The organism is Sulfitobacter sp. THAF37, from assembly GCF_009363555.1.
In the GTDB taxonomy this organism is placed as follows: Bacteria; Pseudomonadota; Alphaproteobacteria; order Rhodobacterales; family Rhodobacteraceae; genus Sulfitobacter.
The window spans coordinates 212589-235188 of sequence record NZ_CP045372.1; the positions used below are offsets into that span (position 1 = coordinate 212589).

General features: G+C 65.9%; 19 protein-coding genes. 13 read left to right on the forward strand and 6 right to left on the reverse strand.

What is annotated here, in order from left to right; translation table 11 throughout:
- Nucleotides 1–92: 92 nt before the first annotated feature.
- The 5 genes from FIU94_RS01075 (at nucleotide 93) to FIU94_RS01095 (ending at nucleotide 5480) form a co-directional block, all read left to right on the forward strand.
- Complete coding sequence (locus FIU94_RS01075; RefSeq protein ID WP_152464024.1) at nucleotides 93–731, forward strand: glutathione S-transferase family protein; 639 nt, start codon at nucleotides 93–95, stop codon at nucleotides 729–731.
- A 17-nt stretch (nucleotides 732–748) separates the two neighbouring features.
- Nucleotides 749–1960: an acetyl-CoA C-acetyltransferase gene (locus FIU94_RS01080; RefSeq protein WP_152464025.1), complete on the forward strand. Its 1212-nt coding sequence runs from the start codon at nucleotides 749–751 to the stop codon at nucleotides 1958–1960.
- Nucleotides 1957–2388, forward strand: a complete 432-nt coding sequence (locus FIU94_RS01085) for a hypothetical protein (RefSeq protein WP_152464026.1) — start codon at nucleotides 1957–1959, stop codon at nucleotides 2386–2388. Before FIU94_RS01080 ends, FIU94_RS01085 begins: the two co-directional genes overlap by 4 nt.
- Nucleotides 2389–2400: 12 nt before the next feature.
- Entirely contained in the window at nucleotides 2401–4605 is a 2205-nt protein-coding gene (locus FIU94_RS01090; RefSeq protein ID WP_152464027.1) for a 3-hydroxyacyl-CoA dehydrogenase NAD-binding domain-containing protein, read from the forward strand.
- Nucleotides 4606–5186: 581 nt separating this feature from the next.
- Nucleotides 5187–5480, forward strand: a complete 294-nt coding sequence (locus FIU94_RS01095) for a DUF1330 domain-containing protein (protein ID WP_152464028.1) — start codon at nucleotides 5187–5189, stop codon at nucleotides 5478–5480.
- Nucleotides 5481–6392: 912 nt separating this feature from the next.
- On the opposite strand, the gene FIU94_RS01105 is transcribed toward FIU94_RS01095, so the two are convergent.
- Complete coding sequence (locus tag FIU94_RS01105; protein ID WP_152464029.1) at nucleotides 6393–7475, reverse strand: PRC-barrel domain-containing protein; 1083 nt, start codon at nucleotides 7473–7475, stop codon at nucleotides 6393–6395.
- Nucleotides 7476–8043: 568 nt separating this feature from the next.
- Here FIU94_RS01105 and FIU94_RS01110 point away from each other — a divergent pair.
- From FIU94_RS01110 to FIU94_RS01130, 5 genes are read left to right on the forward strand one after another with little or no spacing between them, the layout of a single operon-like run.
- The gene (locus tag FIU94_RS01110; RefSeq protein WP_152464030.1) at nucleotides 8044–9306 is read left to right on the forward strand and encodes an imelysin family protein; all 1263 of its coding nucleotides are present in this window, start codon (nucleotides 8044–8046) and stop codon (nucleotides 9304–9306) included.
- Between the two features lie 57 nt (nucleotides 9307–9363).
- Complete coding sequence (locus FIU94_RS01115) at nucleotides 9364–10371, forward strand: hypothetical protein (RefSeq protein WP_152464031.1); 1008 nt, start codon at nucleotides 9364–9366, stop codon at nucleotides 10369–10371.
- A gap of 16 nt (nucleotides 10372–10387) precedes the next feature.
- On the forward strand, nucleotides 10388–11980 hold the full coding sequence (locus FIU94_RS01120) for a di-heme oxidoredictase family protein (protein ID WP_152464032.1): 1593 nt from the start codon (nucleotides 10388–10390) through the stop codon (nucleotides 11978–11980).
- On the forward strand, nucleotides 11977–12993 hold the full coding sequence (locus FIU94_RS01125) for an imelysin family protein (protein WP_152464033.1): 1017 nt from the start codon (nucleotides 11977–11979) through the stop codon (nucleotides 12991–12993). The genes FIU94_RS01120 and FIU94_RS01125 overlap by 4 nt, the downstream gene beginning before the upstream one ends.
- A gap of 1 nt (nucleotide 12994) precedes the next feature.
- The gene (locus tag FIU94_RS01130) at nucleotides 12995–14077 is read left to right on the forward strand and encodes a DUF1513 domain-containing protein (protein WP_152464034.1); all 1083 of its coding nucleotides are present in this window, start codon (nucleotides 12995–12997) and stop codon (nucleotides 14075–14077) included.
- Nucleotides 14078–14247: 170 nt separating this feature from the next.
- Here the strand turns inward: FIU94_RS01130 and FIU94_RS01135 are convergent, their stop codons facing one another.
- The 3 genes from FIU94_RS01135 to FIU94_RS01145 form a co-directional block, all read right to left on the reverse strand.
- Nucleotides 14248–14916 carry a Hint domain-containing protein gene (locus FIU94_RS01135; RefSeq protein ID WP_172975822.1) on the reverse strand — a complete coding sequence of 223 codons (669 nt, stop codon included), beginning with the start codon at nucleotides 14914–14916 and terminating at the stop codon, nucleotides 14248–14250.
- Between the two features lie 209 nt (nucleotides 14917–15125).
- Complete coding sequence (locus FIU94_RS01140; RefSeq protein ID WP_152464036.1) at nucleotides 15126–15773, reverse strand: sulfotransferase family 2 domain-containing protein; 648 nt, start codon at nucleotides 15771–15773, stop codon at nucleotides 15126–15128.
- Complete coding sequence (locus FIU94_RS01145) at nucleotides 15770–16711, reverse strand: DMT family transporter (protein ID WP_254702583.1); 942 nt, start codon at nucleotides 16709–16711, stop codon at nucleotides 15770–15772. Before FIU94_RS01145 ends, FIU94_RS01140 begins: the two co-directional genes overlap by 4 nt.
- A gap of 86 nt (nucleotides 16712–16797) precedes the next feature.
- On the opposite strand from FIU94_RS01145, the gene FIU94_RS01150 reads away from it, so the two are divergent.
- From FIU94_RS01150 to FIU94_RS01160, 3 genes are all read left to right on the forward strand, one after another.
- Nucleotides 16798–18423: an AMP-binding protein gene (locus tag FIU94_RS01150; RefSeq protein WP_152464037.1), complete on the forward strand. Its 1626-nt coding sequence runs from the start codon at nucleotides 16798–16800 to the stop codon at nucleotides 18421–18423.
- A 204-nt stretch (nucleotides 18424–18627) separates the two neighbouring features.
- Complete coding sequence (locus FIU94_RS01155) at nucleotides 18628–19641, forward strand: hypothetical protein (RefSeq protein WP_152464038.1); 1014 nt, start codon at nucleotides 18628–18630, stop codon at nucleotides 19639–19641.
- Entirely contained in the window at nucleotides 19641–20360 is a 720-nt protein-coding gene (locus FIU94_RS01160; protein WP_152464039.1) for an SGNH/GDSL hydrolase family protein, read from the forward strand. Before FIU94_RS01155 ends, FIU94_RS01160 begins: the two co-directional genes overlap by 1 nt.
- Nucleotides 20361–20367: 7 nt before the next feature.
- Here the strand turns inward: FIU94_RS01160 and FIU94_RS01165 are convergent, their stop codons facing one another.
- Nucleotides 20368–21720, reverse strand: a complete 1353-nt coding sequence (locus tag FIU94_RS01165; protein WP_152464040.1) for an SPOR domain-containing protein — start codon at nucleotides 21718–21720, stop codon at nucleotides 20368–20370.
- A gap of 110 nt (nucleotides 21721–21830) precedes the next feature.
- Nucleotides 21831–22466: a uracil phosphoribosyltransferase gene (upp, locus tag FIU94_RS01170; protein ID WP_152466904.1), complete on the reverse strand. Its 636-nt coding sequence runs from the start codon at nucleotides 22464–22466 to the stop codon at nucleotides 21831–21833.
- Nucleotides 22467–22600: the final 134 nt, after the last annotated feature.

Sequence of the window (22600 nt, forward strand, 5' to 3'; positions counted from 1 at the left end):
GCGCGGGCAGGTTTTCATTGTTCCGTAAATATACCACGGGGGTCCGGGGGTGTGAAACCCCCGGTCCGACCCAGACATAGGAGAGACAGCAGATGACCATCAAACTCCACTGCTTCGGCGAATCCGGCCACAGCTACAAGGCGGCGCTGGCGCTGGAACTGTCCGGCCTCGACTGGGAACCGGTCAAGGTGGACTTCTTCGGCGGTCAGGGCCGCACACCGGAATTCCGCAACGACCTCAACATCATGGGCGAGGCGCCGGTGATGATCGACGGCGATGTCCGCCTGACCCAGTCGGGCGTGATCCAGGATTATGTCTCCGAAAAATCCGGCAAGTTCGGCGGCCGCGACGCGGCCGAGCGGCGCGAGATCCTGCGCTGGGTGCTCTGGGACAACCACAAGCTGAGCTCGCAAGCCGGGATGACACGGTTCCTGATGAACTTTCTGCCCAGGGAGAAACGCCCGCAGGAGGTTATCGACTTCAACCTCGGGCGGCTGAAGGCCACTTACGCGGTGCTCGACGCGCATCTCGCGGGCCGGGACTGGATCGTGGGCGACGCGATCACCAACGCGGACCTGACCTGCTGCGGCTATCTCTACTATCCCGAACCTTTCGGCTTCGACCGTGCCGACTGGCCCAACATCGACGCCTGGCTGACACGCCTGTCCGAACAACCGGGCTGGAAAGCCCCCTATGACCTGATGCCCGGCAGCCCCGCTGACCGCGCCTGAGAAAGGAAGAGATCACCATGACAGACGCTTACATCTACGACGCGCTGCGCACCCCCCGCGGCAAGGGCCGCAAGGACGGCGCGCTGCACGAAGTGACCGCGCTGCGGCTTTCCGCCCAGACCCTGAACGCGGTCAAGGAGCGCAACAATCTGCAAGGTCACGCGGTCGAGGACGTGATCTGGGGCAACGTGACCCAGGTGATGGAACAGGGCGGCTGCCTCGCACGGTCCGCCGTGCTGGCCTCTGATCTGGACGAACGGATCCCCGGCCTTGCCATCAACCGGTTCTGCGCCAGCGGGATGGAGGCGGTGAACCTGGCCGCCAACCAGGTCCGCGGCGGCGCGGGCGAAGCCTATATCGCCGGCGGGGTCGAAATGATGGGCCGCGTGGCGATGGGCAGCGATGGCGCCGCCATCGCCGTCGATCCCTCCATCGCGATGGAGCAGTACTTCGTCCCCCAGGGCATCTCTGCCGACATCATCGCCACCGAATACGGGTTCTCCCGCGATGACGCCGACCAGCTGGCCATGGCCAGCCAGCAGCGCGCGGCGGCAGCCTGGAAAGACGGGCGTTTCGACAAATCCGTCATCACCGTCCGCGACCAGAACGGTCTGACCATCCTGGACCGCGACGAATACATGCGCCCCGAAACCGACATGCAGAGCCTCGGCAGCCTGAACCCGGCGTTCCAGGCCATGGGCGAGGTCATGCCCGGCTTCGACAAGATCGCGATGATGAAGTACCCGCACCTGGAAAAGATCAACCATATCCACCACGCGGGCAATTCCAGCGGGATCGTGGACGGCGCTGCCGCTGTGCTGATCGGCACCAAGGAATTCGGCGAAAAGCACGGGCTGAAGCCGCGCGCCCGCATCCGCGCCACCGCCAAGATCGGCACCGACCCCACCATCATGCTGACCGGCCCCGTCCCGGTGACAGAGAAGATCCTCAAGGACAACGGCATGAGCATCGGCGACATCGACCTTTTCGAGGTGAACGAGGCTTTCGCCTCGGTCGTGCTGCGCTTCATGCAGGCCTTTGACGTGGATCACGACAGGGTCAACGTGAACGGCGGCGCCATCGCCATGGGCCACCCGCTGGGGGCCACCGGCGCCATGATCATCGGCACCCTGCTGGACGAGCTGGAGCGGTCCGACAAGGAAGTCGGGCTGGCCACGCTCTGCATCGCCTCCGGCATGGGCGCGGGCACCATCATCGAGCGCGTATGATGCTGAACCTGCAGGCATTTCTGGACAAGGTCATCGACATCATCCGCGCGGATGATGCCGAAGGCTACCTGTCCATGATCGACCTGCCCTACCAGGTGATCACCGCCCGGGACACCCGTACCTTCGTGCACCGCCGCGACATGCGCGAACACTTCCACCTGTTCCGCATCGGTCTGCATCAAATGGGCTTCAGCGACCTGCACCACCGGGCCAACTCCGCCACGATGCTGGGGGCCGACCTGGCGACGGGCATCTACGAAACCGAACTTTTCCGCGACGACCAGCTTTTCGTCGCGCCCTACCGGTCCTGCATCACCCTGCGGCGGTCGGAAGGGGTCTGGCGGGCGGTCAGCACGGCGCACACCATTGGACATGCCGACTGGATGGACCGGATGAACGCCGTGTCAGGCATGCACACCACAGATTAAAGGACACATCGAATGACCGATTTCACCATGAAGACAGACGCCGACGGCGTTGCCATCATCACCTGGGACGTGCCCGGCAAGTCCATGAACGTCATGTCCATCGACGGGCTGACCGAACTTGACGGCCTGATCGACGACGCCCTGGCCGACGATGCGGTCAAGGGCATCGTGATCACCTCCGGCAAGGACGGCTCATTCGCCGGCGGCATGGACCTGAACCTGCTGGCCAAGATGAAGGCGGACGCGGGCGACGACCCGGCCAAGGGCCTGTTCGAGGGCACGATGAAAATGCATGCCCTGCTGCGCAAGATCGAACGCGCGGGCATGGACCCCAAGAAGCTGACCGGCGGCAAACCCATCGCCGCCGCCCTGCCCGGCACGGCTGCGGGCATCGGTCTGGAACTGCCGCTGGCCACGCACCGGATCTTTGCCGCCAACAATCCCAAGGCGCGGATCGGCCTGCCGGAAATCATGGTCGGCATCTTTCCCGGCGCGGGCGGCACCACGCGCGTGTCGCGCAAGCTGGGCGCGATGGCCGCCTCCCCCTTCCTGCTGGAGGGCAAGATGGTCGCGCCCGAGGCTGCCGTGAAGGCGGGCCTGATCGACGAAGTCGCCGATGACCCGGTCGCCGCCGCGAAGGACTGGGTGCTGAATGCCAAGGATGCCGATCTGGTCAAACCCTGGGACGCCAAGGGCTACAAGATGCCCGGCGGCGCGCCCTACCATCCGGCGGGCTTCATGACCTTCGTGGGTGCCTCCGCCATGGTCAATTCCAACACCAAGGGGGTCTACCCCGCCGCCAAAGCGCTGCTGTCGGCGGTCTATGAAGGGGCGCTGGTCGACTTTGACACCGCGCTGAAGATCGAGGCGCGCTGGTTCACCCACGTTCTGATGAACCCCTCTTCCTCGGCCATGATCCGGTCGCTGTTCCTGAACAAGGAAGCACTGGAAAAAGGTGCCGTGCGTCCCGAAGGGATCGCGGATCAGCGGGTGAAGAAACTGGGCGTGCTGGGCGCGGGCATGATGGGCGCGGGCATCGCGCTGGTCTCGGCCCAGGCGGGGATCGAGGTGGTGCTGATCGACCGTGACCAAGCAGCGGCCGACAAGGGCAAGGGCTATGCCGAAGCCTATTTCGACAAGGGCCTTGCCAAGAAGAAATCCACCCCCGAGAAGAAGGAAGCCGCCCTTGGCCTGATCACCGCCACCCCGGATCTGGACGCGCTGAAAGGCTGCGACCTGATCATCGAAGCGGTGTTCGAGGACCCCAAGGTCAAGGCCGAGATGACCCAGAAGGTCGAGGCGGTGATCCCCGAGGACTGCATCTTTGCCTCCAACACATCGACCCTGCCGATCACCGGCCTTGCCAAGGCATCGAGCCGCCCGGATCAGTTCATCGGCATCCACTTCTTCAGCCCCGTGGAACGCATGGCGCTGGTGGAAATCATCAAGGGCGAAAAGACCGGCGACCGCGCGGTGGCCAAATCGCTCGACTACGTGCGCCAGATCCGCAAAACCCCGATCGTGGTCAACGACGCGCGGTTCTTCTACGCCAACCGCTGCATCATCCCCTACGGCGGCGAGGCGAACCGCATGATCACCGAAGGCGTGGCACCGGTGCTGATCGACAACGCCGCGCAACTGCTGGGCTTCCCCGTGGGGCCGGTGCAGCTGGGCGACGAAACCTCCGTCGATCTGGCCACCAAGATCATGCGCGCCACCAAGGCGGCGATGGGCAACGAATACCCCGCTTCCGAGGCCGACGACCTGATCGTCTGGATGGAAGAGCTTGGCCGTCTGGGCCGCAAGGCCAAGGCCGGGTATTTCGACTACGATGAAAAGGGCAAGCGCCTGGGCTACTGGAAGGGCATCCACGACAAGTATCCGCTGGCCGACGAACAGCCCGAGTTGCAGGAAATTCAGGACCGGCTGATGTTCGTTCAGGTTCTGGAAGCCGTGCGCGCGCTGGAGGAAGGTGTGCTGATGGACATCCGCGAAGGCGACGTGGGCGCAATCCTGGGCTGGGGCTTTGCCCCGTGGTCCGGTGGCCCGTTCTCCTGGCTGGACATGATCGGCACCCCCTATGCGGCGGAACGCTGTGACCAGCTGGAGGCCAAGTTCGGCCCCCGCTTCAAGTGCCCCGACCTGCTGCGCGAGATGGCCGAGAAGAACCAGACCTTCTACGGCCGTTTCGGCCCCGAGGCACAGGCAGCCGCCTGAGCCCGACCACCGCACCGCGCGTCAATAAGGGGGGGGCCAGACGGCCCCCTTTTGCATTTCGTGGGGCAGATGGGGATAAGGGCGCGCCGCGCGATGGCCGCTCCAAGCCAATTGCGGACCTAGTTTCACATCCTCCGGCACGGAATCGAGGCCGCCCATGGCGGCCGCCGTGCCAGCGCCGGACCGGCCCCATGGGCCGGCGCTTTGGCTGAGCTTGGTGCATAGCTTCGAGCGAAGATGTACTTGGCTGCGATAAAGTGCATCAGCTCCAATGTCGGATGCGCCGTCCCCCGGTCCGGCGCTGGCACGGCTGGGCAACGTCCGTTTTGTCCGCCACCCCGAAACGCAAGGGGCTGGCCAGTCGGCCCCCTTTTCCAGCTCATGATGCCCGGGAAAACCCGCCGCGGTTCGCAGCACAATGACCGCTTGGACCCCACTTCGACCGATGTTGCTCCGGCGGTCACTGGCAGGCCATTCAACAGTTTCGGAAGGGCCATCAGGTCACGCGCAGTTTGACATGCTGCGGCCTGCAATGGCACGCTGGGCCTCATCATACCTTCTTGTCGGGAAATGGAGCATCAATGGCGGCATTCGTAATTGGCCAAATGCAGATCCATAGTCGCGACTGGATGGACGACTACTTCTCGAAAATCCCTGCAGTGGTAGAGCGACACAGCGGACGGTTTCTGGTGCGAGGCGGCAATCCGGAGGCGATGGAAGGTGAGAACGTGCTGCCAGACGCTGCTTTCATCATCGAGTTTCCAGACCGCAGCTCCGCGAGGGATTTCTGGAAATCGAAGGAGTTTCAGGAACTGGCCGCCCTGCGTCGGACAGGATCGACACTCAACGCGATTCTGGTAGACAAACTGACATAGAATGCACTTGCGAGGTCCAATGCCCTCTCTCCCTATTACGGCGACCCGAAAATCCAGGCACTTCAAAAGGCAAGGGATGAGCAGGTGCCAGAGCTCATCGACATGCCGGGAGCGGTGGTCCATGCACGCACGTTTTCGAGCGACGACCCGACGGCCCTGGGCTGGAGTTACTTGCGCAACGTCATGTCTGACGAAGGCCTTGTAACGCTGCGCGGTGCCGACCCGGCAACAGTCGAAACCGCGAAAAAGGAACTCGGCGCGTTCGAGCCAAATCTGCATTACTGGGACCTGTTCATGGCAGACGCCCGGGCGATCCGCGACGTATGTGGGAGCATCGTCGAAGCCGCACTTCCGGAGGGTCTTCTGCCTGTTCCCGATGATGAGTTGACCCCCCAGAAGGTCCGCGACGTGCAGGCCTTTCTGACAGATCAGGGTGTTTCTCCGTTTTCGGCGGATGCTCTGCTCGGGAGGCTCTTCCAAGCACAGCTCATCGCCCTTCAGAATATCGACGGTCGTATTGTCGCGACCGGTTTCGCGGCCATGACCCACAACCCTCACAGCCCGTTCTACAAGTCGGCATGGGTCGGGCTGATAGCTGTCGAGCCTGCGTTGCGCGGTCTCGGACTGGGCAGATACATGGACGCGCTTTGCAACCTTGCCGCCGTCACCAAGCTGGGAGCGGAGTCGACGATGGAGTTTGTGGCTCGGGACAATGCTCCTTCACGGGCCAAGCTGGAAAGTTGCGGGTTGAGACAGGTGAAGGGAAAATCGGTCGTAATGCTCTCCACATCTGTGGATCGCATCACGCGACAACGGGCATCTCGGGATAAGAAGAACAGCCCGCTTTCATATCTGGCGCACGAAGAAGGGGAGGCCCGAAAGCCTCCCCTCCATGCTTGCCCGAAAGCCATATCAGTCGAGACCGACTTCCTCTGCCAGACGGATGTCCGCATCAAGCAGGCGCACTTCGGATTCGTTGAATTCCGGCATGCTCTCAAGGCGCTCTTCGGTGGTGCCGGGCACGATCAGCTCGGTCTCGCGGACCAGCATCTGGTTCACCGGCACGGCAACCTCGTTCTCGCCCATGCCAAGGAAACCGCCGACACCGATGATCGCCACGATCGTATCGCCGCGCACACCGATGAAATCGACTTCGCCGACATCTTCGCCGGTCTCTGTCGCCACGCTGCGGCCCACCAGTTCGCTGACGGTCATGTCAAAGATCGGCAGGTTCTGTGTCTCGTCCGCATAGCGCGCCCGGTCGTCTTCGGACATGTTGCCCTGTTCGTCCGCGTTGTAGTCCTTCATCACGATCTGCGCTTCTTCCTGCGTCACGTTGATGTCGGCCCCCTCGGCGCGTTCGACATTGACCTGCGGATCTTCGGCTTCGTCCATGACGACATTGGCGTCGCCGCTCTGCTCGACGTTCACCTGGGCCTCTGCCTGGTTCACGTCGACCTTGGCTTCTTCGGCCTCGGCCACGTCGACCTGGGCCTCTGCGCTTTCGACCTGGATGTTCGGTTCGCTCTCCTGAACGGTGATCTTCGGCTCTGGACGTACGAAACGAACGACCGGTTCCGGCTGGTTGAGGTCCACCTTCGGCTCGCCCGTGTTCACGTCGACTTCGGGGTTCGGCACCGCGATGGTGACGACCGGTTCCGGGATGGCGACGGTAATCTGCGGCTGCGCCTGCTCGACCGTGATCACCGGGGCCTGCTGCTGGACGCGCACGGTGGGTTCGGGCACTTCGACGGTGATTTCCGGCTGCGGCTGTTCCACGGTCACGACAGGCTGACCCTGTGTCACATTCACGTCGGGTTCTGGCACGGTCACATCGACTTCGGCGTCCTTCTGCTCAACCACGACTTCGCCGCCCTGCACAGGGGTCGAGTTGGTCTGCTGAGCGGATGCGGGCAGCACCGCCGCGAGGGTCAGCGCAGAGGCGCCGAGCAACAGCTTGCTTGTCGAAAATGTGCGTGATGTGCGGATGGTCATGTAGATCTCCTTGATATTTCCAAGTGTTAGGCAGCCGGTGGCGGGACAGCGCCGCCCCCGGCATTTTCTCTGGTGGGGCAACAAGTCGGCGTCGGCGATGTTCCGCGCATTCTTTTCGAAACAGGCGGGAACATTTTCGAAGCACTGATCGACAGGATCAAAAATGATCACTTTTCAGTCATTTGGCGGACAGGCTTTCCGCGTCATGCCGTCAGCAAAAAGGTTGATTTTTTTTGAGATGCCCTGTTCGCCGGACCATCGCGGGCAATTTTTCCTGGCGACAGGTTGCCGCGACCCGGGCAGGCGGGAACCCGTCAGCGGTATCTGCGGCTAGACAAGACAACCACAGGCTGCAGAATTGTCCGCGCGACACCGGCAGGACCCTCACGCCCCAGCGTGGCGGAGGCATATTCCGACTTTTTTCATCGGAAACCATTTCCTTATTAATTCACTCGGATATAACGGGGCCAGCCAGCCCCGACTCGACCGCGGGCACGCCACTCGCCAAGGGCCGTGCGGCCCAGCACCCCGCCCGCGGCACGGCGGCCCCTAGACGAAAGGACATCCCATGACCCGCTCCATCCTGCTTTCCACCGCCGCCTTTCTGGCCGTCGCCGCCCCGGCGCTGGCCGTGGAAAAGGCCGAGGTGATCGAAAACTACGCCGACATCGCATCGGCGAAATACGCGGACAGCCTGACCACCGCCAAACGCCTGCAGGACGCGGTCGCCGAGTTCGTCGCGGCCCCCAGCGCAGAGGGGCTGACACGGGCGCGGCAGGCCTGGCTGGCGGCCCGCGTGCCTTATCAGCAGTCCGAAGTCTACCGGTTCGGCAACGCGATTGTCGACGACTGGGAGGGCAAGGTGAACGCCTGGCCGCTGGACGAGGGGCTGATCGACTACGTCGACGACAGCTATGGCGGCCCGTCCGACGAGAACGGGCTGGCGGCGCTGAACGTGGTGGCGAACCCGACCTTCACCCTGTCCGGCAGCGAGGTCGACGCGACCGAGATCACGCCGACCCTTCTGGAAGACACCCTGCAGGAGGCTGACGGGATCGAAGCGAACGTCGCCACGGGCTACCACGCGATCGAATTCCTGCTCTGGGGTCAGGATCTGAACGGCCACGCCCCCGGCGCGGGCAACCGCCCCTGGACGGACTACGCCACCGGGGCGGACTGCACCAACGGCAACTGCGACCGGCGCGCCGACTATCTGGTGGCCGCCACCGATCTGCTGGTGTCGGACCTGGAATGGATGGCAGGTCAATGGGCCGATGGCGGCGCCGCGCGCAGCACCCTGCTGGAGGACGAGAACGCCGGGCTGGTCGCGATGCTGACCGGCATGGGGTCGCTGTCCTACGGCGAACAGGCCGGTGAACGGATGCGCCTGGGCCTGATGCTGAACGACCCCGAAGAAGAGCACGACTGCTTTTCCGACAACACCCACAACAGCCATTACTACGACGGTCTGGGCGTGCAGAACACCTATCTGGGCGAATATGTCCGCGTGGACGGCACCACCGTCTCTGGCCCGTCCCTGTCGGACCTGGTGGCCGAAACCAACCCCGAGCTGGACCGCGAAATGCAAGAGAAGCTTGCGACGACGATGATGGCCCTGGGCAGAATCAAGACCGCCGCCGAAGCGGGCTTTGCATATGACCAGATGCTGGAACGTGGCAACGCGGGGGGCGAAACCCTGATCATGGGGGGCGTCAACGGCCTGATCGACCAGACCCGCACCATCGAACGCCTCGTAAATGAGCTTGGCCTCGATCAACTCGCCTTCGAAGGCTCGGACAGTCTCGACAATCCAAACGCCGTTTTCCAATAATGCGGTGCGCTGGCAGCAGGTTGCCAGCGCCTTCCTCCCCTCCCTAGGACAACAACAATGAAAAAACAGTTAAACTTGGCGGGGCTTTGCAGCCTCGCGATACTCGGTGCGCAATCGGCAACGGCACAGGACGCCGCCTTTACTTGGGAAGGCAGCGTCGAGGTCGGCGTGGACAGCACCGTCAGTTCCGATGACCCCACCGCGGAATTCAGCGATACCTACATCAGCATCGAAGCCGCCTTTGAGGCCGCGATCACCGACCGTATCACCGCGTTCGGCGGGCTGACGCTGGAATCCATCACCGACGCCACCGACGACCGCGCTTTCGAAGATCTGGGGCTCTACGTCGATGCGCTGGGTCTCAGCTTTGCCTTTGGCGAGACCACGCTGTCACTGGGCAAGCTCAGCCCGGTCTTTGGCGTGGCGTGGGACGCGGCGCCGGGCTACTACGGCACCTCGCTGGCCGAGGATTACGAACTGTCCGAAATGATCGGCGCCGTTGTCGATACCCCGATCGGCACCAACGGCACCCTGTCGGTGGCGCTGTTCTACCCTGACGACACCTTTCTCAGCGACAGCATCGGCAACCGGCGCGGGCGCAATTCCGCGGCGGCGGGCGGTGTGGGCAACACCGGCAAGCTGAACAATGCGGCGGTGCAATACACCCACAGCTTCGGCGCGACCTCTGCCTGGGTCGGCGCACGGCACCTGTCGGCAGGCATCGGCGACGTGTCGGACGAAAACGGTCTGGTCGCGGGCGTCGCCCATGATTTTGGCAACGGCTGGGACATGATCGGCGAAGTCGCCCATTTCAACGGCGCGGGCGGCACCGGAGCCGATGCCACCTATACCACCCTCGGCGCGGCCTATGCGTTGGACCAGTGGACATTCTCGGGCACCGGAACCGTGGTCAACACCTCCGGGACGGGGCGTGACTCCATGCTGGCGCTTGGTGTAGACCGCGCCCTGAATGACCGGACGGAAATCAACTTCGGCGTCGCCCGTTTCGATGTGGGCGGGGTAAAATCCACGGCGGTCGGCCTCGCGGCGGTCGTGTCCTTCTGACTCAAGGGGTGCCTTCATGACGGTCAGCCAACCGCTTCCAGCCCGCTTGCAGGATCGGACCGCCCGCCCGTCAAGACCCACCTGGCACCTGTCCTGCGCCCTGCTGCCGCTGGCCCTGTTTACGGGGTCGGCGGTTCTGGCGCAGGACACCCCCACGCTGGACGACGCGCATCTCGACGTGATCCCCCGCACAACGGCGGAAGCCGCCCGGATCGCCGCCGTCACCGCCCCGCCCACCGATTTCACCGCGCCGTCGCCGTTCGAACACCTCTCGGGCGGGGCGGCGACCGTGCGGGCGCGGCAAACCGCGGATGCCTTTTCACAGCCTTCGGGCAACATCAGCTTCGAGGACGAGCTGACCTTCAAGGTCGGCAACGGGCTGTTCCGCAAGCTCTGGGTCTCGGCCCCCGCCTCCACCCTGGCCTCCGACGGGCTGGGGCCGCTCTATAACGCCCGGTCCTGCCAGCGGTGCCATATCAAGGACGGGCGCGGCCACCCGCCCGAAGCGGGCGACGACAACGCGATCTCCATGTTCCTGCGGGTGTCGATCCCCGGCGGCGAAAGCGATGCCATCGAAGAAATCGAGGGCTACATCGCCAGCCGTCCCGACCCGACCTATGGCACCCAGCTGCAGGATTTCGCGGTGCTGGGCCTGCCTGCCGAATACCGGCTCGACGTCACCTATACCGAAAACACCATCGCGCTGGCCGACGGCACCGAGGTGTCGCTCAGGCATCCGACCTATCGCGCCGCCGATCTGGGCTATGGCCCGCTTCACCCGCAAGCGATGCTCAGCCCGCGCGTCGCGCCGCAGATGATCGGCATGGGCCTGCTGGAGGCGATTCCCGCCGCCGACATCCTGGCGCTGTCGGACCCGCAGGATGCGGATGGCGACGGCATATCCGGTCGGCCCAATATCGTCTGGTCCACCGCATTGGACAAACCGATGCTGGGCCGCTTCGGCCACAAGGCGGGCAACCCATCGGTGTTGGAACAATCCGCTTCGGCCTTTATCGGGGACATCGGCATTTCCAACCCGCTCTTCACCGCAGGCGCGGGGGAATGCACCGACCTACAGGCCGATTGCCAGGCCGCCACCCACGGCGACGGCGATGCGCGCGGCACCGAGATCGACGCCGAAGGGCTGGACCTTGTCACCTTCTACAGCCGCAACCTGGCCGTGCCGGAGCGGCGCAATGTCGATGACCCACAGGTCCTGCGGGGCAAGCAGGTGTTCCACGACACCGGCTGTGTCACCTGCCACCAGCCCAGCTTTGTCACTCACCGGCTGAACGACCAGCCCGCGCAGAGTTTTCAGCTGATCTGGCCCTATTCCGACATGCTGCTGCATGACATGGGGCCGGGGCTGGCCGACAACCGCCCCGAGGCGCGGGCGACGGGAACGGAGTGGCGCACGCCGCCGCTTTGGGGTATCGGTCTGACGCAAGCCGTCAGCGGCCATACCTATTTCCTGCACGATGGCCGTGCCCGGTCCCTGCTGGAAGCGATCCTGTGGCACGGCGGCGAGGCGCAGGGACAGCGGGATGCGGTCATTGATCTGCACGCCGCCGAGCGCGATGCGCTCATTGCCTTTCTGGAGAGCCTATGAAACAGCTGACGATCCTTCTTGCCGCGCTGCTCCTGCCCCTCGCGGCGGCCGCGCAGAACGCCCCGGCCAGGACGGCCGATGTGGTCAACAATCACATCCTGCCGCGTGTCGACGCCCTGTCGGACACGGCCCGGACGCTCGCCGGGGTCGCGCAGACGGACTGCGAGACCACCTCGCCCGAACTGCGCGCGGCCTTTCACGACAGCTTTGACGCCTGGATCAGCGCCAGCCACCTGCGCTTTGGCCCGACCGAGGTGGGCGACCGGGGCTTTGCCCTGGCCTTTTGGCCCGACAGCCGGGGCGCCACGCCCGGCGCGCTGGCCGGGCTGATCGCCGACCGCGACCCGGTGATCGACACCGCCGAGGGCTTTGCCCAGGTTTCCATCGCCGCGCGGGGGTTCTATGCGCTGGACTACCTGCTGTATGACACCGGCCTGACCGAGGGCGCGGATGCCGCCTATCTCTGCGCGCTGGTGCGTGCCGTGAGCACGGACATCGCCGCAACGAGCCGCGCGATCCGCGAGGACTGGCGGGACACTTATGCCGAGGCGATGCTGACCCCCGGCCCCGACGCACCCTATCGCTCTGAGCAGGAGGTGCTGAAACAGCTCTTTACCGCGTTGACGACCGGGCTGGAATTCACCGCCGAAACCCGGATGGGCCGCCCGCTGGGCACCTTCGAGCGGTCCTATCCCGCCCGCGCCGAGGCCTGGCGCTCTGGCCGCTCCGCGCGGAACGTGCGTCTCAGCCTCCTGTCCCTGCGCGATCTGGCCGACCGGCTGGCCACAGGCCACCCCAAGGTGACCGCCGCGCTCGATTCCGCATTCGTAAAGCCGCTCGACCGGCTGGAGACGCTGGATGACCCGGTTTTTGCCGGTGTGGCCGAGCCGCAGAGCCGGCTGAGAATTGAGGTGATCCAGCAGGACATCGCCGCCATCCGCGCCCTCGCTCGTGCCGACCTGGGCCCGACGCTGGGCGTGGCCGCCGGGTTCAACTCAATGGACGGTGACTGACATGCAGCGCCCCGCCAACACCGGACGCCGCCGCTTTCTCGGCGGGCTGATCGCCGCAGGGGTTCTGCCGCGCCCCACCTGGGCCGACGCCGGTTCGCCCGCCTATCTTGCCGCCGGGGGGCGGTCCGACGGCAGCTACCTGCTGTGCGGGATCGGCGCGGACCTGTCGGTGCGGTTCGAGATCCCCTTGCCCGCGCGCGGCCACGCGGCGGCGGCCCACCCCAGCCGCCCGCAGGCGGTGGCCTTTGCCCGCAGGCCCGGCACCTTCGCGCTCGTCATCGACTGCGCGAGCGGTCGGTTGCTCAGCACCCTGGCCTGCCCCGAGGGGCGGCATTTCTACGGCCACGGCGCCTATTCGCGGGCGGGCGACCTGCTATACACCACCGAGAACGATTTCACCAAGGGCACCGGGCGCATCGGCATCTGGGACGTCGCAGCGGGGTATGCCCGTGTGGGCGAGATCGCCAGCGGCGGCATCGGCCCGCATGACATCAGGCGCCTTCCGGGGTCCGACACGCTGATCGTCGCCAACGGCGGCATCGACACCCACCCCGACAGCGGGCGGGCCAAGCTGAACATCCCCACCATGGCGCCAAACCTGACCTATATCGAGGCGGAGCGTATCGTGGAACAGGCCGCCCTGCCCTCTGCCCTGCACAAGAATTCGATCCGTCACCTTGCGGTCGGTCCCGGCGGCGAGGTCGCGCTCGGGATGCAGTGGCAGAGCGAGACACCGGTCGAGGCGCTTGTGGGTCTGCACCGCAGGGGGGCGGAGATCGCCCTGTTCGACGCGCCTGCCGACGCCGTGGACCGGATGCAGGGCTACATCGGCAGTGTCGCCTGCGCGCCCGATGGCGCAACAGTCGCCGTCACCTCGCCCCGCGGCGGGACGGTCCAGTTCTATGACACCGCGACCATGACGCTGGCGCGGTCCGAGCTGCTGGAGGACGTCTGTGGCGTGGCCCCGGCGGCGGACGGCTTTACCGTGACCACCGGCACCGGTGCCCTGCGCTGCCTGGGCGGCACCGGCGGCGCGCGGGCCAGCGCCCCGCTGATGTGGGACAATCACCTGGTCGCGCTCTAACTCCGGCAAAGGGGCCTTGCCGCTCATGTGCATCGGCTTGCGGCATTCGACGCCGCGCCGGACAGGTCGACCGCCCCGGAAAGGGCCGCGTCTCTCACCCGCGGCGCTTCCCGAGATGGGGACGTTCGTTCCGGCTGCGCGGCCCCCTCCAGATGGGCCGCAGCGCCGGGTCAGCAGCAGGCGCCCAGCCCCTCCATCCGCCCGGCTGTCGCCAGGATGCGGTCCTCGGCGCTCAGGCATCCGGCCAGATACGCGGCATCGTGCATCCCCAGCACGTCGTAGACCGGTCGGGCCGGGTCCAGCAGGTTGTCCAGCGCGGGCCGGGCGGTGGGACAATGGATCAGCGCGCCGCCCTCGGCATAGATCACCTGCTCGTCGGCAAAGCCGATCATGACTAGTTCCAACTGCTCCTGCGGGGGTGCCCGGTGGATGCCGCGCAACCCGACCAGCGCCTGTGCAGGCGCGACGGCAAAGGGATCACCGTAGATGTCCGACACCGCATCACTTTCCACCATCACCCCCTGGTCCGGCAGCAGGGTCAATGCGCTGCGGTTGTCCAGCGCACCGGCGGGCACGATCACCGGCCAGCAGGCCGGATCGGTATCCGGCGCGTCAAGGAACAGGGTCACGCGGCGCAATTCGGCAATCCGCTGCATCCCGTGATCAAAGGTCAGCACACAGTCGCCCACCGCCAGCGCCTCGACCGGGCGCCAGCCCAGGTTGGATGCGACCCGTGTCCCGGCGATCAACCCGTGGGTCATCATGGCGAGACCGCCGTCATAGGCCCCGGTCATCTCCGCAGAGCGTCGGCCCGGCTCTTTCGTCTTCCATCCAAACATCTCATCCATCCCCATGGTGAAGCGCCGTGGCAGGGCGCCGGTACAGTTTCTGCGACCAATTGGAGTGATTCCCATGTCCGGTACGGGACGGAAAAACGGCGCAATTGGGGCATTACCCCTAAGGCTGGAAACAGTTTGGTGCAGACTGCAATGATTGTTCCGCAAGACGCGGTAAATCGCAGCGACAAGATTAACGCAGACATGCCCCTTCAGGAGAACGAGTAGCCGAATCGCCCGATGTCGTCGGCACAGCAACGCGCGACGATGTCGCGCAGCGCGGGGGTATAGACACCCCGGTCGACGCCGGCGCAGGCCGAGGCGTTGACATGCGGCAGGTCCAGTCGAAACCCCAGGTGATCCCACAAAGGTGCTGCATCCGCGGCGAAATGCTCAAGCCGGATGTAGGCGCTGCACCGCTCTGCCCCCGTGGCATCGCGCATGTAGCGGGACGCGGGCCAGTGCCGCAGACTGTCCTGCGTGGTCCGATCCGACAGGAACCCCGCAAAATCGCGCGCCAGCGCCAGCGTGACGGCAGGATGATCAAAGGTCTGCCCGCGCAGCCAGCGATAATAGCTCAGGACACGGTCCCAGGGGTTGCGGACCAGGGTAAAGGTGAACATGCCCGCAATCTCGGCCGGGGACACCAGCCCGTCGATGTCCGCAAGCGTGCTGTGCTTCCACAACCGGCCCGCAGATGGCGCATCCTTCAGCCTTTTACGTCGCCGCGCTGCCTTGGGCGTATCGCCCAGCATCATGTCATCCTTCATCGCCCGGTCCTCCAGCGCGAGGGCAAGCGAGGTGCCCCCGGTCTTGGGAATATGGACAAAGATGTAGGACCGCCCCCGGCTGATGATCATGCGCCCTCTCCGGTGGGAGTGCGGCCAGACGACACCGGTTCGTCCGACCGCAGGGCGATGATGCTGCCCGCGCAGGCGATCAACGCCATGCCCGCCAGCCCCAACGGCGGCACGGTCTGTCCCCACAACACCCAGGCCCAGAAACTGGCAAAGACCAGCAACGCGTATTCGAAGACCGCCACATGGCTTGCCTCGCCCAGCAGGTAGCCGCGAAAGATCAGCCCGATCCCGATCAGCGACCCGACCGCCTGAACGAAGATCCAGAACAGCATGGTCGCGTCCACCGGCCCGGCGTCGCGCAGGACAAAGCCCGCGTGCCCCTCGGGCGCGCCCGTGCCGGGGACCAGAACCATGCCGATCAGCCCGAAGATGCCAAGCGCCACAAAGAAACCGGCGGTGAGGGTCAGCGTGCTTTCGCCTTCGCACCAGGCGCGGGTCGCGACCGCCCCGATGGCATAGAGCAGGCCCGCGACGATCGGCGCGAAGGACACCCAGTCCAGCGCGGCGGGATCGGGCCGGATCACCAGAAGCGCCCCGGCAAAGCCGATGCCCACCGCGCCCCAGCGCCAGGGGCCGACCCGCTTGCCCTGAAACAGGATGGAGATCAGCACCACGAACAGCGGCGAGGTAAAGAGCCCCGCCACGACCACACCGATGGGCAACACGGACAGGCAGCCGAAATAGATCAGCATCGCCCCTCCCTGGAACAGGCTGCGCCCCGCGACCGCCCAGGGCCTTCGCGGTCGAAGACTCCCCCACCCCAGCGCAACCAGCGCCGCCATGACCGCCATCGCCATCAACGTGCGGAGGAAATGGAATTGCCAGAGCGACCCGCGCTCGGAAATATGGGGGACGAAATTGTCGGTCAGGCCCAGCGCCGCCATGCCAGCCAGCACGCAAACTGCCGCCAGCCCCGGACTGATTGTCTGATCGCTCACCCGATACCTCTTTTCTTTTCAGCATTTCAAAGACATGTTCGGACCGCAATACTCGATACACCGGGCGCGGAACAGGGAGGACACCGATGGGATGGATGCAGGACGAGACAGGGCTGGACAAATGCGCGGCAAACTACGTGCCGCTGACGCCCCTGTCGCAGCTCAGGCGGGCGAACCGGGTGTTCGCGGACCGCACGGCGGTCGTCTATGGCGACCACAGGGTGAGCTATGCCGAATATCACGACCGGTGCAGCCGACTGGCCTCGGCCATCGCGGCGCGGGGCGTCCGGCCCGGCGATGTTGTGGCAACGCTGCTGCCCAATATCCCCGCCCAGGCCGAGGCGCATTTCGGCGTGCCCGCCTGCGGCGCGGTGCTGAACACGATCAACACCCGGCTCGAAAAGGGGACGGTGGCCTATATCCTTGAGCACGGCGAGGCAAAACTGGCCCTGGTGGACACGGAGTTCGTGCCGCTGGTCGAGGCCGCGCGCGAAGAAATCTCTGGCGAAGGGCCGCAGATCATCGAGGTGCCGGACCCCGCTGCGGGCCATCCGGCGACCGGGCGGCACACGACCTACGAGGAATTCCTGGCCGAAGGCGACGCGGCCTTCGAGTGGATCATGCCCTCCGACGAATGGGAATCCATCGCGCTGAACTACACCTCCGGCACGACCGGACGGCCCAAGGGGGTCGTCTACCACCACCGCGGCGCCTATCTGAACGCGATGGGGCAGGTGCTGAGCTGGCGCATGGTGCTGCACCCGGTCTACCTGACCATCGTGCCGCTGTTTCACTGCAACGGCTGGTGTCACACCTGGATGATGCCGATGGTCGGCGGCACCCTGGTCTGCTGCCGCGACATCACCGGGAAGAACATCTTTGATGCCATCGCGGACGAGGGCGTCACCCATTTCGGCGGCGCGCCTATCGTGCTCAACGCGCTGGTGAACACACCCCAGGAAGACCGGCGCGCGTTCGACCATGTGGTCGAGGTATTCACCGCGGGGGCACCGCCCGCGCCCGCGACCCTGGCCAAGATCGAACCCATGGGTTTCAACGTCACCCAGGTCTACGGCCTGACCGAGACCTACGGTCCGGGCACCGAATGCATGTGGCGGGACGAATGGGAGCCGCTGCAGGGGGCCGACCGCGCGGCCAAAAAGGCGCGTCAGGGCATCGCCATGCCGATCTTCGAAGAGATCACCGTCACCGACGACAGGCTGGCCCCCGTCCCCGCCGACGGGACAACCCAGGGCGAGATCATGTTCCGCGGCAATGGGGTGATGAAGGGTTATCTCAAGAACCCCGACGCGACCGCAGAGGCATTCCAGGGCGGGTATTTCCACTCGGGCGACCTCGCCGTGAAGCACAGCGACGGTTACATCCAGATCGCCGACCGGGCCAAGGACATCATCATTTCGGGGGGCGAGAACATTTCGAGCGTCGAGGTCGAAGGCGTTCTGATGGGGCATCCGGACGTGAACCTTGCCGCCGTGGTGGCCCAGCCCCACGAGAAATGGGGTGAGGTGCCCTGCGCCTTTGTCGAGCTGAAGCCGGGGGCCGCGGAGGACGAAGCGGCGCTGATCGCCTTTGCCCGCGAAAGCCTGGCCGGGTTCAAGACCCCGAAACGGGTGGTGTTCACGGAATTGCCCAAGACCTCTACCGGCAAGATCCAGAAATTCGAACTGCGCAAACAAGCGGCGGCGCTTTGACTGGCGGGGGTCCGGGATCCTTGCCGGCCGCTGGGGGCTGTCTGCCCCCAGACCCCCGAGATTATTTTTCGCATAAAGAAGCGGGGCGGATGGAGAGGGCGCGCTTCGCTGTCCGGGCGTGCGGTGGCTCTGCCGTGCTGGGCCATTGCCGCTGCCACCCCGGATGATATGGTGGGATAAAACGACAGACAGGCCGCCACCCTCATGACCGCCCTCACCAGATACGCCAGGATTGAGGCGACCGCGCTTTGGCGTGCGGCGCCCGATGCCCAGCGGCAGGAGGTGATCGTGTCGATCGGCGATGCGACGCTGGTGATCTCGAACCTGCATGACCGGCCCCTCACCCACTGGTCACTGGCCGCGGTGGCGCGGGCCAACCCCGGCGAAAACCCGGCGATCTACCATCCGGACGGCGACCCCGGCGAGACATTGGAGATCGCCGAGGACGAGACCGACATGATCGAGGCGATAGAGACCCTGCGCCGCGCCATCACCCGCGCCCGCCCCCGGCCCGGCCGCCTTCGGGTGGTGGGTCTGGCGGTGTCTGTCGTGGTGGTGGCGGCGCTGGCGCTGTTCTGGCTTCCCGGCGCGATGCGCGACCACACCCTGCGGGTTGTTCCCGGGGTCAAACGGGTGGAAATCGGGCTGGCCCTGCTGGACCGGATCGAGCGGGTTTCGGGGCCGGCCTGTTCTGACACCGCCGGTCGCGCCGCGCTGGCGCTGCTGTCGAAACGGCTGTCCGCGGGCAAGCTTGCCGTTCTGCCCGACATGACCCGCGAGAGCCTGCACCTGCCGGGCGGTCTGATCCTGCTGGATCGCGGGGTGATCGAGGATTTCGAGGAACCGGATGTCGCCGCCGGATACGTTCTGACCGAAATGACCCGGCGCGCCGCCAGCGACCCGCTGCGCGACCTGCTTGACGTGGTGGGACTGCGCGAAAATTTCCGCCTGCTGACCACGGGCGACATCGCGCCAAAGGCGCTGGACCGCTACGCCGAGCACCTCGTGGCCACGGAATCCGCCCCGGTGGCACCGGCTGCGCAGCTGGCGCGTTTTGCCCAGGCCGAGGTCCGCAGCACGCCCTACGCCTATGCCCGCGACATCACCGGAGAGACCACCCTGCCCCTGATCGAGGGCGATCCGATGGCGGGCAAGCTGACCGCGCCGCTGATGTCGGATGCCAACTGGTTGCGGCTGCAGAGCATCTGCGGCGGATAATGCTGGACCTTGCCGCCCGTCTGGCCCTGTCGCCGGTGCTGCTGGCGCAGGCGGTCGCCGTGCGCCGCCGCGCGCTGCACCTGCCCGAGGCAGCCGGGCCGCGCCGGGGCAAGCTCGGCTCCGGCCCGACCCTGCGCCTGCGCATCATCGGCGACAGTTCCGCCGCCGGCGTGGGCGTCGCACGGCAGCAGGACGCGCTGGCAGGACAGCTTGCCGCGATGCTCTCGCGTCGCCACACGGTCTGCTGGGACCTCGACGCGGCGACCGGCGCGACCACCCGCAGCACCCTGCAGCGGCTGTCCCACAGCGATCAGGCCCCGGCGGACGTGATCGTGACCGCGCTTGGCGTGAACGACGTCACCCGGCAACTGCCCGTACGTCTCTGGCTGCGCCAGCAACGCGCGCTGATCGACCGGCTTCGGGTGCTTTACGCGCCGCGGCTGATCTATGTCTGCGGCATCCCCCCGCTGGGGCATTTTCCGCTGCTGCCCGATCCCCTGCGCTGGGCCCTGGCCCGCCATGCCCGCAAGCTGGAGACCGCCCTGGCGCGCGACCTTGCCGGGAGCGGCGGCGCCCTGCATGTGCCCTTCAACCTGCCCCTGGCGCCTGGCCTTATGGCGTCCGACGGGTTTCATCCCTCCGCCCGGCTCTACACCCTTTGGGCAAAGGAAATGGCCAGCCGGATCACCGCCGACTGGCCATTGATACAGTCCGGTTAAGGCCGGATCAGCGTGCGAATGCGTCGCGGTAGCCAGCCCCCCGCAGCCGGTTCATCGCGGATTGCACCGCCCCGGCTGACCGGAAGGGGCCAGCCTGCACCGTCATGTAGGTCTTGCCGCCCCGGCTGTGTTTGCCGATGCGCGCGGCCATGCCCATCCGGGCGACGTTCTGCGCAGCGCGTCTGGCGTTCGACGGGTTGCCGTAGGTGCCGATCTGAACGAAACGCTTGCCAGCCAACGCAGGGGACGCGGCGGCTGCCTGAGGCTGTGCCGCCTGTGGCGCAGAGCGGCTGGAATAGACCGGCTGCCGCTTGGTCGTGGCGCGTGCGCTTGCGCTGTTGCGCACAATCCGCTTGGCCAACCGACCGTCGCGCTGCACGATCGTCACCTCGCCCAGTTCCCGGCGCTGGGTGACGATGTCGAGGTACGGATAGACCAGCGGGACCGAGGCGGTCACGTCGCGCCCGGTGCGCTGGTTGATCAGGCGGCGCGGCACGGTCTGGGTCCAGATCAGCAGCATGTCGCTGCGCCCCGCCAGGGTCTGTTCCGCACGGTGCGGATTCAGGCGGCCATCGTCCCACACCTGCTTGTACCCCCTGGGCGCACGTACGTTGTCGATGGTATTGATCCGGTTCTGCGCCACGTGCTTGGGCACGATGCGGGTTTTGGCCGTGATCGTGATGTCGTCTGCCGCCCTGCTGACATCGCCCTGCCGTACCGTGGCAACGCGGCTGGGCGCGACGATCGGTTCGGCCTGCGGCCCGCAACGGACAGGTGCGCCGGGTGCGCCCCGAAGGTACTGCCGGGAGAGCGGCGACGCGCCCTCGCAGGCGGAGGCGACACGGGGCGCGGGCCGGGTCTGTGGCGCCGGAGCAGGCGCGGGCGTGGGCGTGGGCGTAGGCGCCGCGACCACCACCGGGGCAGGCACGACACGGGGTTGCGGCTTGGGTGCCGGTGCGGTCTGGCGCACCACGACGGGCGCGGGCGCGGGCTGTCGCCTGACCACTTTGCGCGGCACTTGCGCCGGAGCGGGAGCCGCGACAGGGGCGTCGTTCAACGTGATCTGCACCGGGGGGGGCGCAGAGGTTTCAGCCGGCGCTGCGGAGGCGACCTGCCCGGCCAGGGTTGGCTTGAATCCGCAGACGGTCTGGCGGGCCCGCGTCACGCGCGGAATCCATGACACATCTCCGTCGATGCCCGCGCGGATGAACACGCATCCCTTGCTATCGACATATTGCTTGCCCTTGTAGGAAGCGGGCGGAAATTCCGCTGGCAACTGCTCTTGGGCATCGGCCTGCAAGGCCAGTAAACCGCCAGAGGCGATGATGACAGCAATGGCAACCAGTCTTCTAAGCTTCATCTCGTGCCCCCACACAATCAGAATTCAACATATGGGCCAAGGATGCCCCAGCCTGACCACCGTGTCCAGCGCCCAACCCGGGATCTTGGCGATTTCAGCGCCTGCGCTGGCTACTTCGTGCCGAACATCCGGTCTCCGGCATCGCCGAGGCCCGGCACGATGTAGCCCACGTCGTTCAGCGCCTCGTCCACCGCCGCCGTCACGATGGGCACATCGGGGTGGGCCTCTTTCATCCGGGCGATTCCCTCGGGCGCCGCCAGCAGGCAGAGAAACCGGATATTGGTCGCCCCGGCCTGCTTCAGCAGGTCGATGGCGGCGGCAGAGGAATTGCCCGTGGCCAGCATCGGGTCCACCGCGATCACCAGCCTGTCGTCCAGACCTTCGGGCACCTTGAAGTAATACTGCACCGGCTGCAGCGTCTCTTCGTCCCGGTACAACCCGACAAAGCCGACCCGCGCGGAGGGGATCAGTTCCAGCACCCCGTCCAGCAGCCCGTTGCCCGCCCGCAGAATCGAGATCAGCGCCAGCTTCTTGCCGTCCAGCGTGGGCGCGTCCATCTCCTGCATGGGCGTATTGATCTTCTTAGTGGTCATCGGCAGGCCGCGGGTGACTTCGTAGGCCAGCAGCTGGCTGATCTCGCGCAGGAGTTGCCGGAACACCGCCGTCGGTGTGTCGCGGTCGCGCATGATGGTCAGCTTGTGCTGGACCAGCGGGTGGTCCACCACCGTCAGGTGGTCTTCGGTCATCGGAGGCATGGCAGCAGTTTCCTTTTGCCCCGTTGTCGCGTGAAAATGCATGCTCCGCAAGCATGCACCCCTGTCTTTTTGGTCACGGGCATTCCCGGCGGAACCGGCCTGCCGACCGCGGCAGTACCGCCGGG

What these genes read in the sequence shown, in the direction of transcription:
- FIU94_RS01075 (WP_152464024.1), top strand. Translation starts at nt 93, where the DNA reads ATGACCATCAAACTCCACTGCTTCGGCGAATCCGGCCACAGCTACAAG.
- FIU94_RS01080 (WP_152464025.1), top strand. Translation starts at nt 749, where the DNA reads ATGACAGACGCTTACATCTACGACGCGCTGCGCACCCCCCGCGGCAAG.
- FIU94_RS01085 (WP_152464026.1), top strand. Translation starts at nt 1,957, where the DNA reads ATGATGCTGAACCTGCAGGCATTTCTGGACAAGGTCATCGACATCATC.
- FIU94_RS01090 (WP_152464027.1), top strand. Translation starts at nt 2,401, where the DNA reads ATGACCGATTTCACCATGAAGACAGACGCCGACGGCGTTGCCATCATC.
- FIU94_RS01095 (WP_152464028.1), top strand. Translation starts at nt 5,187, where the DNA reads ATGGCGGCATTCGTAATTGGCCAAATGCAGATCCATAGTCGCGACTGG.
- FIU94_RS01105 (WP_152464029.1), bottom strand. Translation starts at nt 7,475, where the DNA reads ATGACCATCCGCACATCACGCACATTTTCGACAAGCAAGCTGTTGCTC.
- FIU94_RS01110 (WP_152464030.1), top strand. Translation starts at nt 8,044, where the DNA reads ATGACCCGCTCCATCCTGCTTTCCACCGCCGCCTTTCTGGCCGTCGCC.
- FIU94_RS01115 (WP_152464031.1), top strand. Translation starts at nt 9,364, where the DNA reads ATGAAAAAACAGTTAAACTTGGCGGGGCTTTGCAGCCTCGCGATACTC.
- FIU94_RS01120 (WP_152464032.1), top strand. Translation starts at nt 10,388, where the DNA reads ATGACGGTCAGCCAACCGCTTCCAGCCCGCTTGCAGGATCGGACCGCC.
- FIU94_RS01125 (WP_152464033.1), top strand. Translation starts at nt 11,977, where the DNA reads ATGAAACAGCTGACGATCCTTCTTGCCGCGCTGCTCCTGCCCCTCGCG.
- FIU94_RS01130 (WP_152464034.1), top strand. Translation starts at nt 12,995, where the DNA reads ATGCAGCGCCCCGCCAACACCGGACGCCGCCGCTTTCTCGGCGGGCTG.
- FIU94_RS01135 (WP_172975822.1), bottom strand. Translation starts at nt 14,916, where the DNA reads ATGTTTGGATGGAAGACGAAAGAGCCGGGCCGACGCTCTGCGGAGATG.
- FIU94_RS01140 (WP_152464036.1), bottom strand. Translation starts at nt 15,773, where the DNA reads ATGATCATCAGCCGGGGGCGGTCCTACATCTTTGTCCATATTCCCAAG.
- FIU94_RS01150 (WP_152464037.1), top strand. Translation starts at nt 16,798, where the DNA reads ATGGGATGGATGCAGGACGAGACAGGGCTGGACAAATGCGCGGCAAAC.
- FIU94_RS01155 (WP_152464038.1), top strand. Translation starts at nt 18,628, where the DNA reads ATGACCGCCCTCACCAGATACGCCAGGATTGAGGCGACCGCGCTTTGG.
- FIU94_RS01160 (WP_152464039.1), top strand. Translation starts at nt 19,641, where the DNA reads ATGCTGGACCTTGCCGCCCGTCTGGCCCTGTCGCCGGTGCTGCTGGCG.
- FIU94_RS01165 (WP_152464040.1), bottom strand. Translation starts at nt 21,720, where the DNA reads ATGAAGCTTAGAAGACTGGTTGCCATTGCTGTCATCATCGCCTCTGGC.
- upp (WP_152466904.1), bottom strand. Translation starts at nt 22,466, where the DNA reads ATGACCGAAGACCACCTGACGGTGGTGGACCACCCGCTGGTCCAGCAC.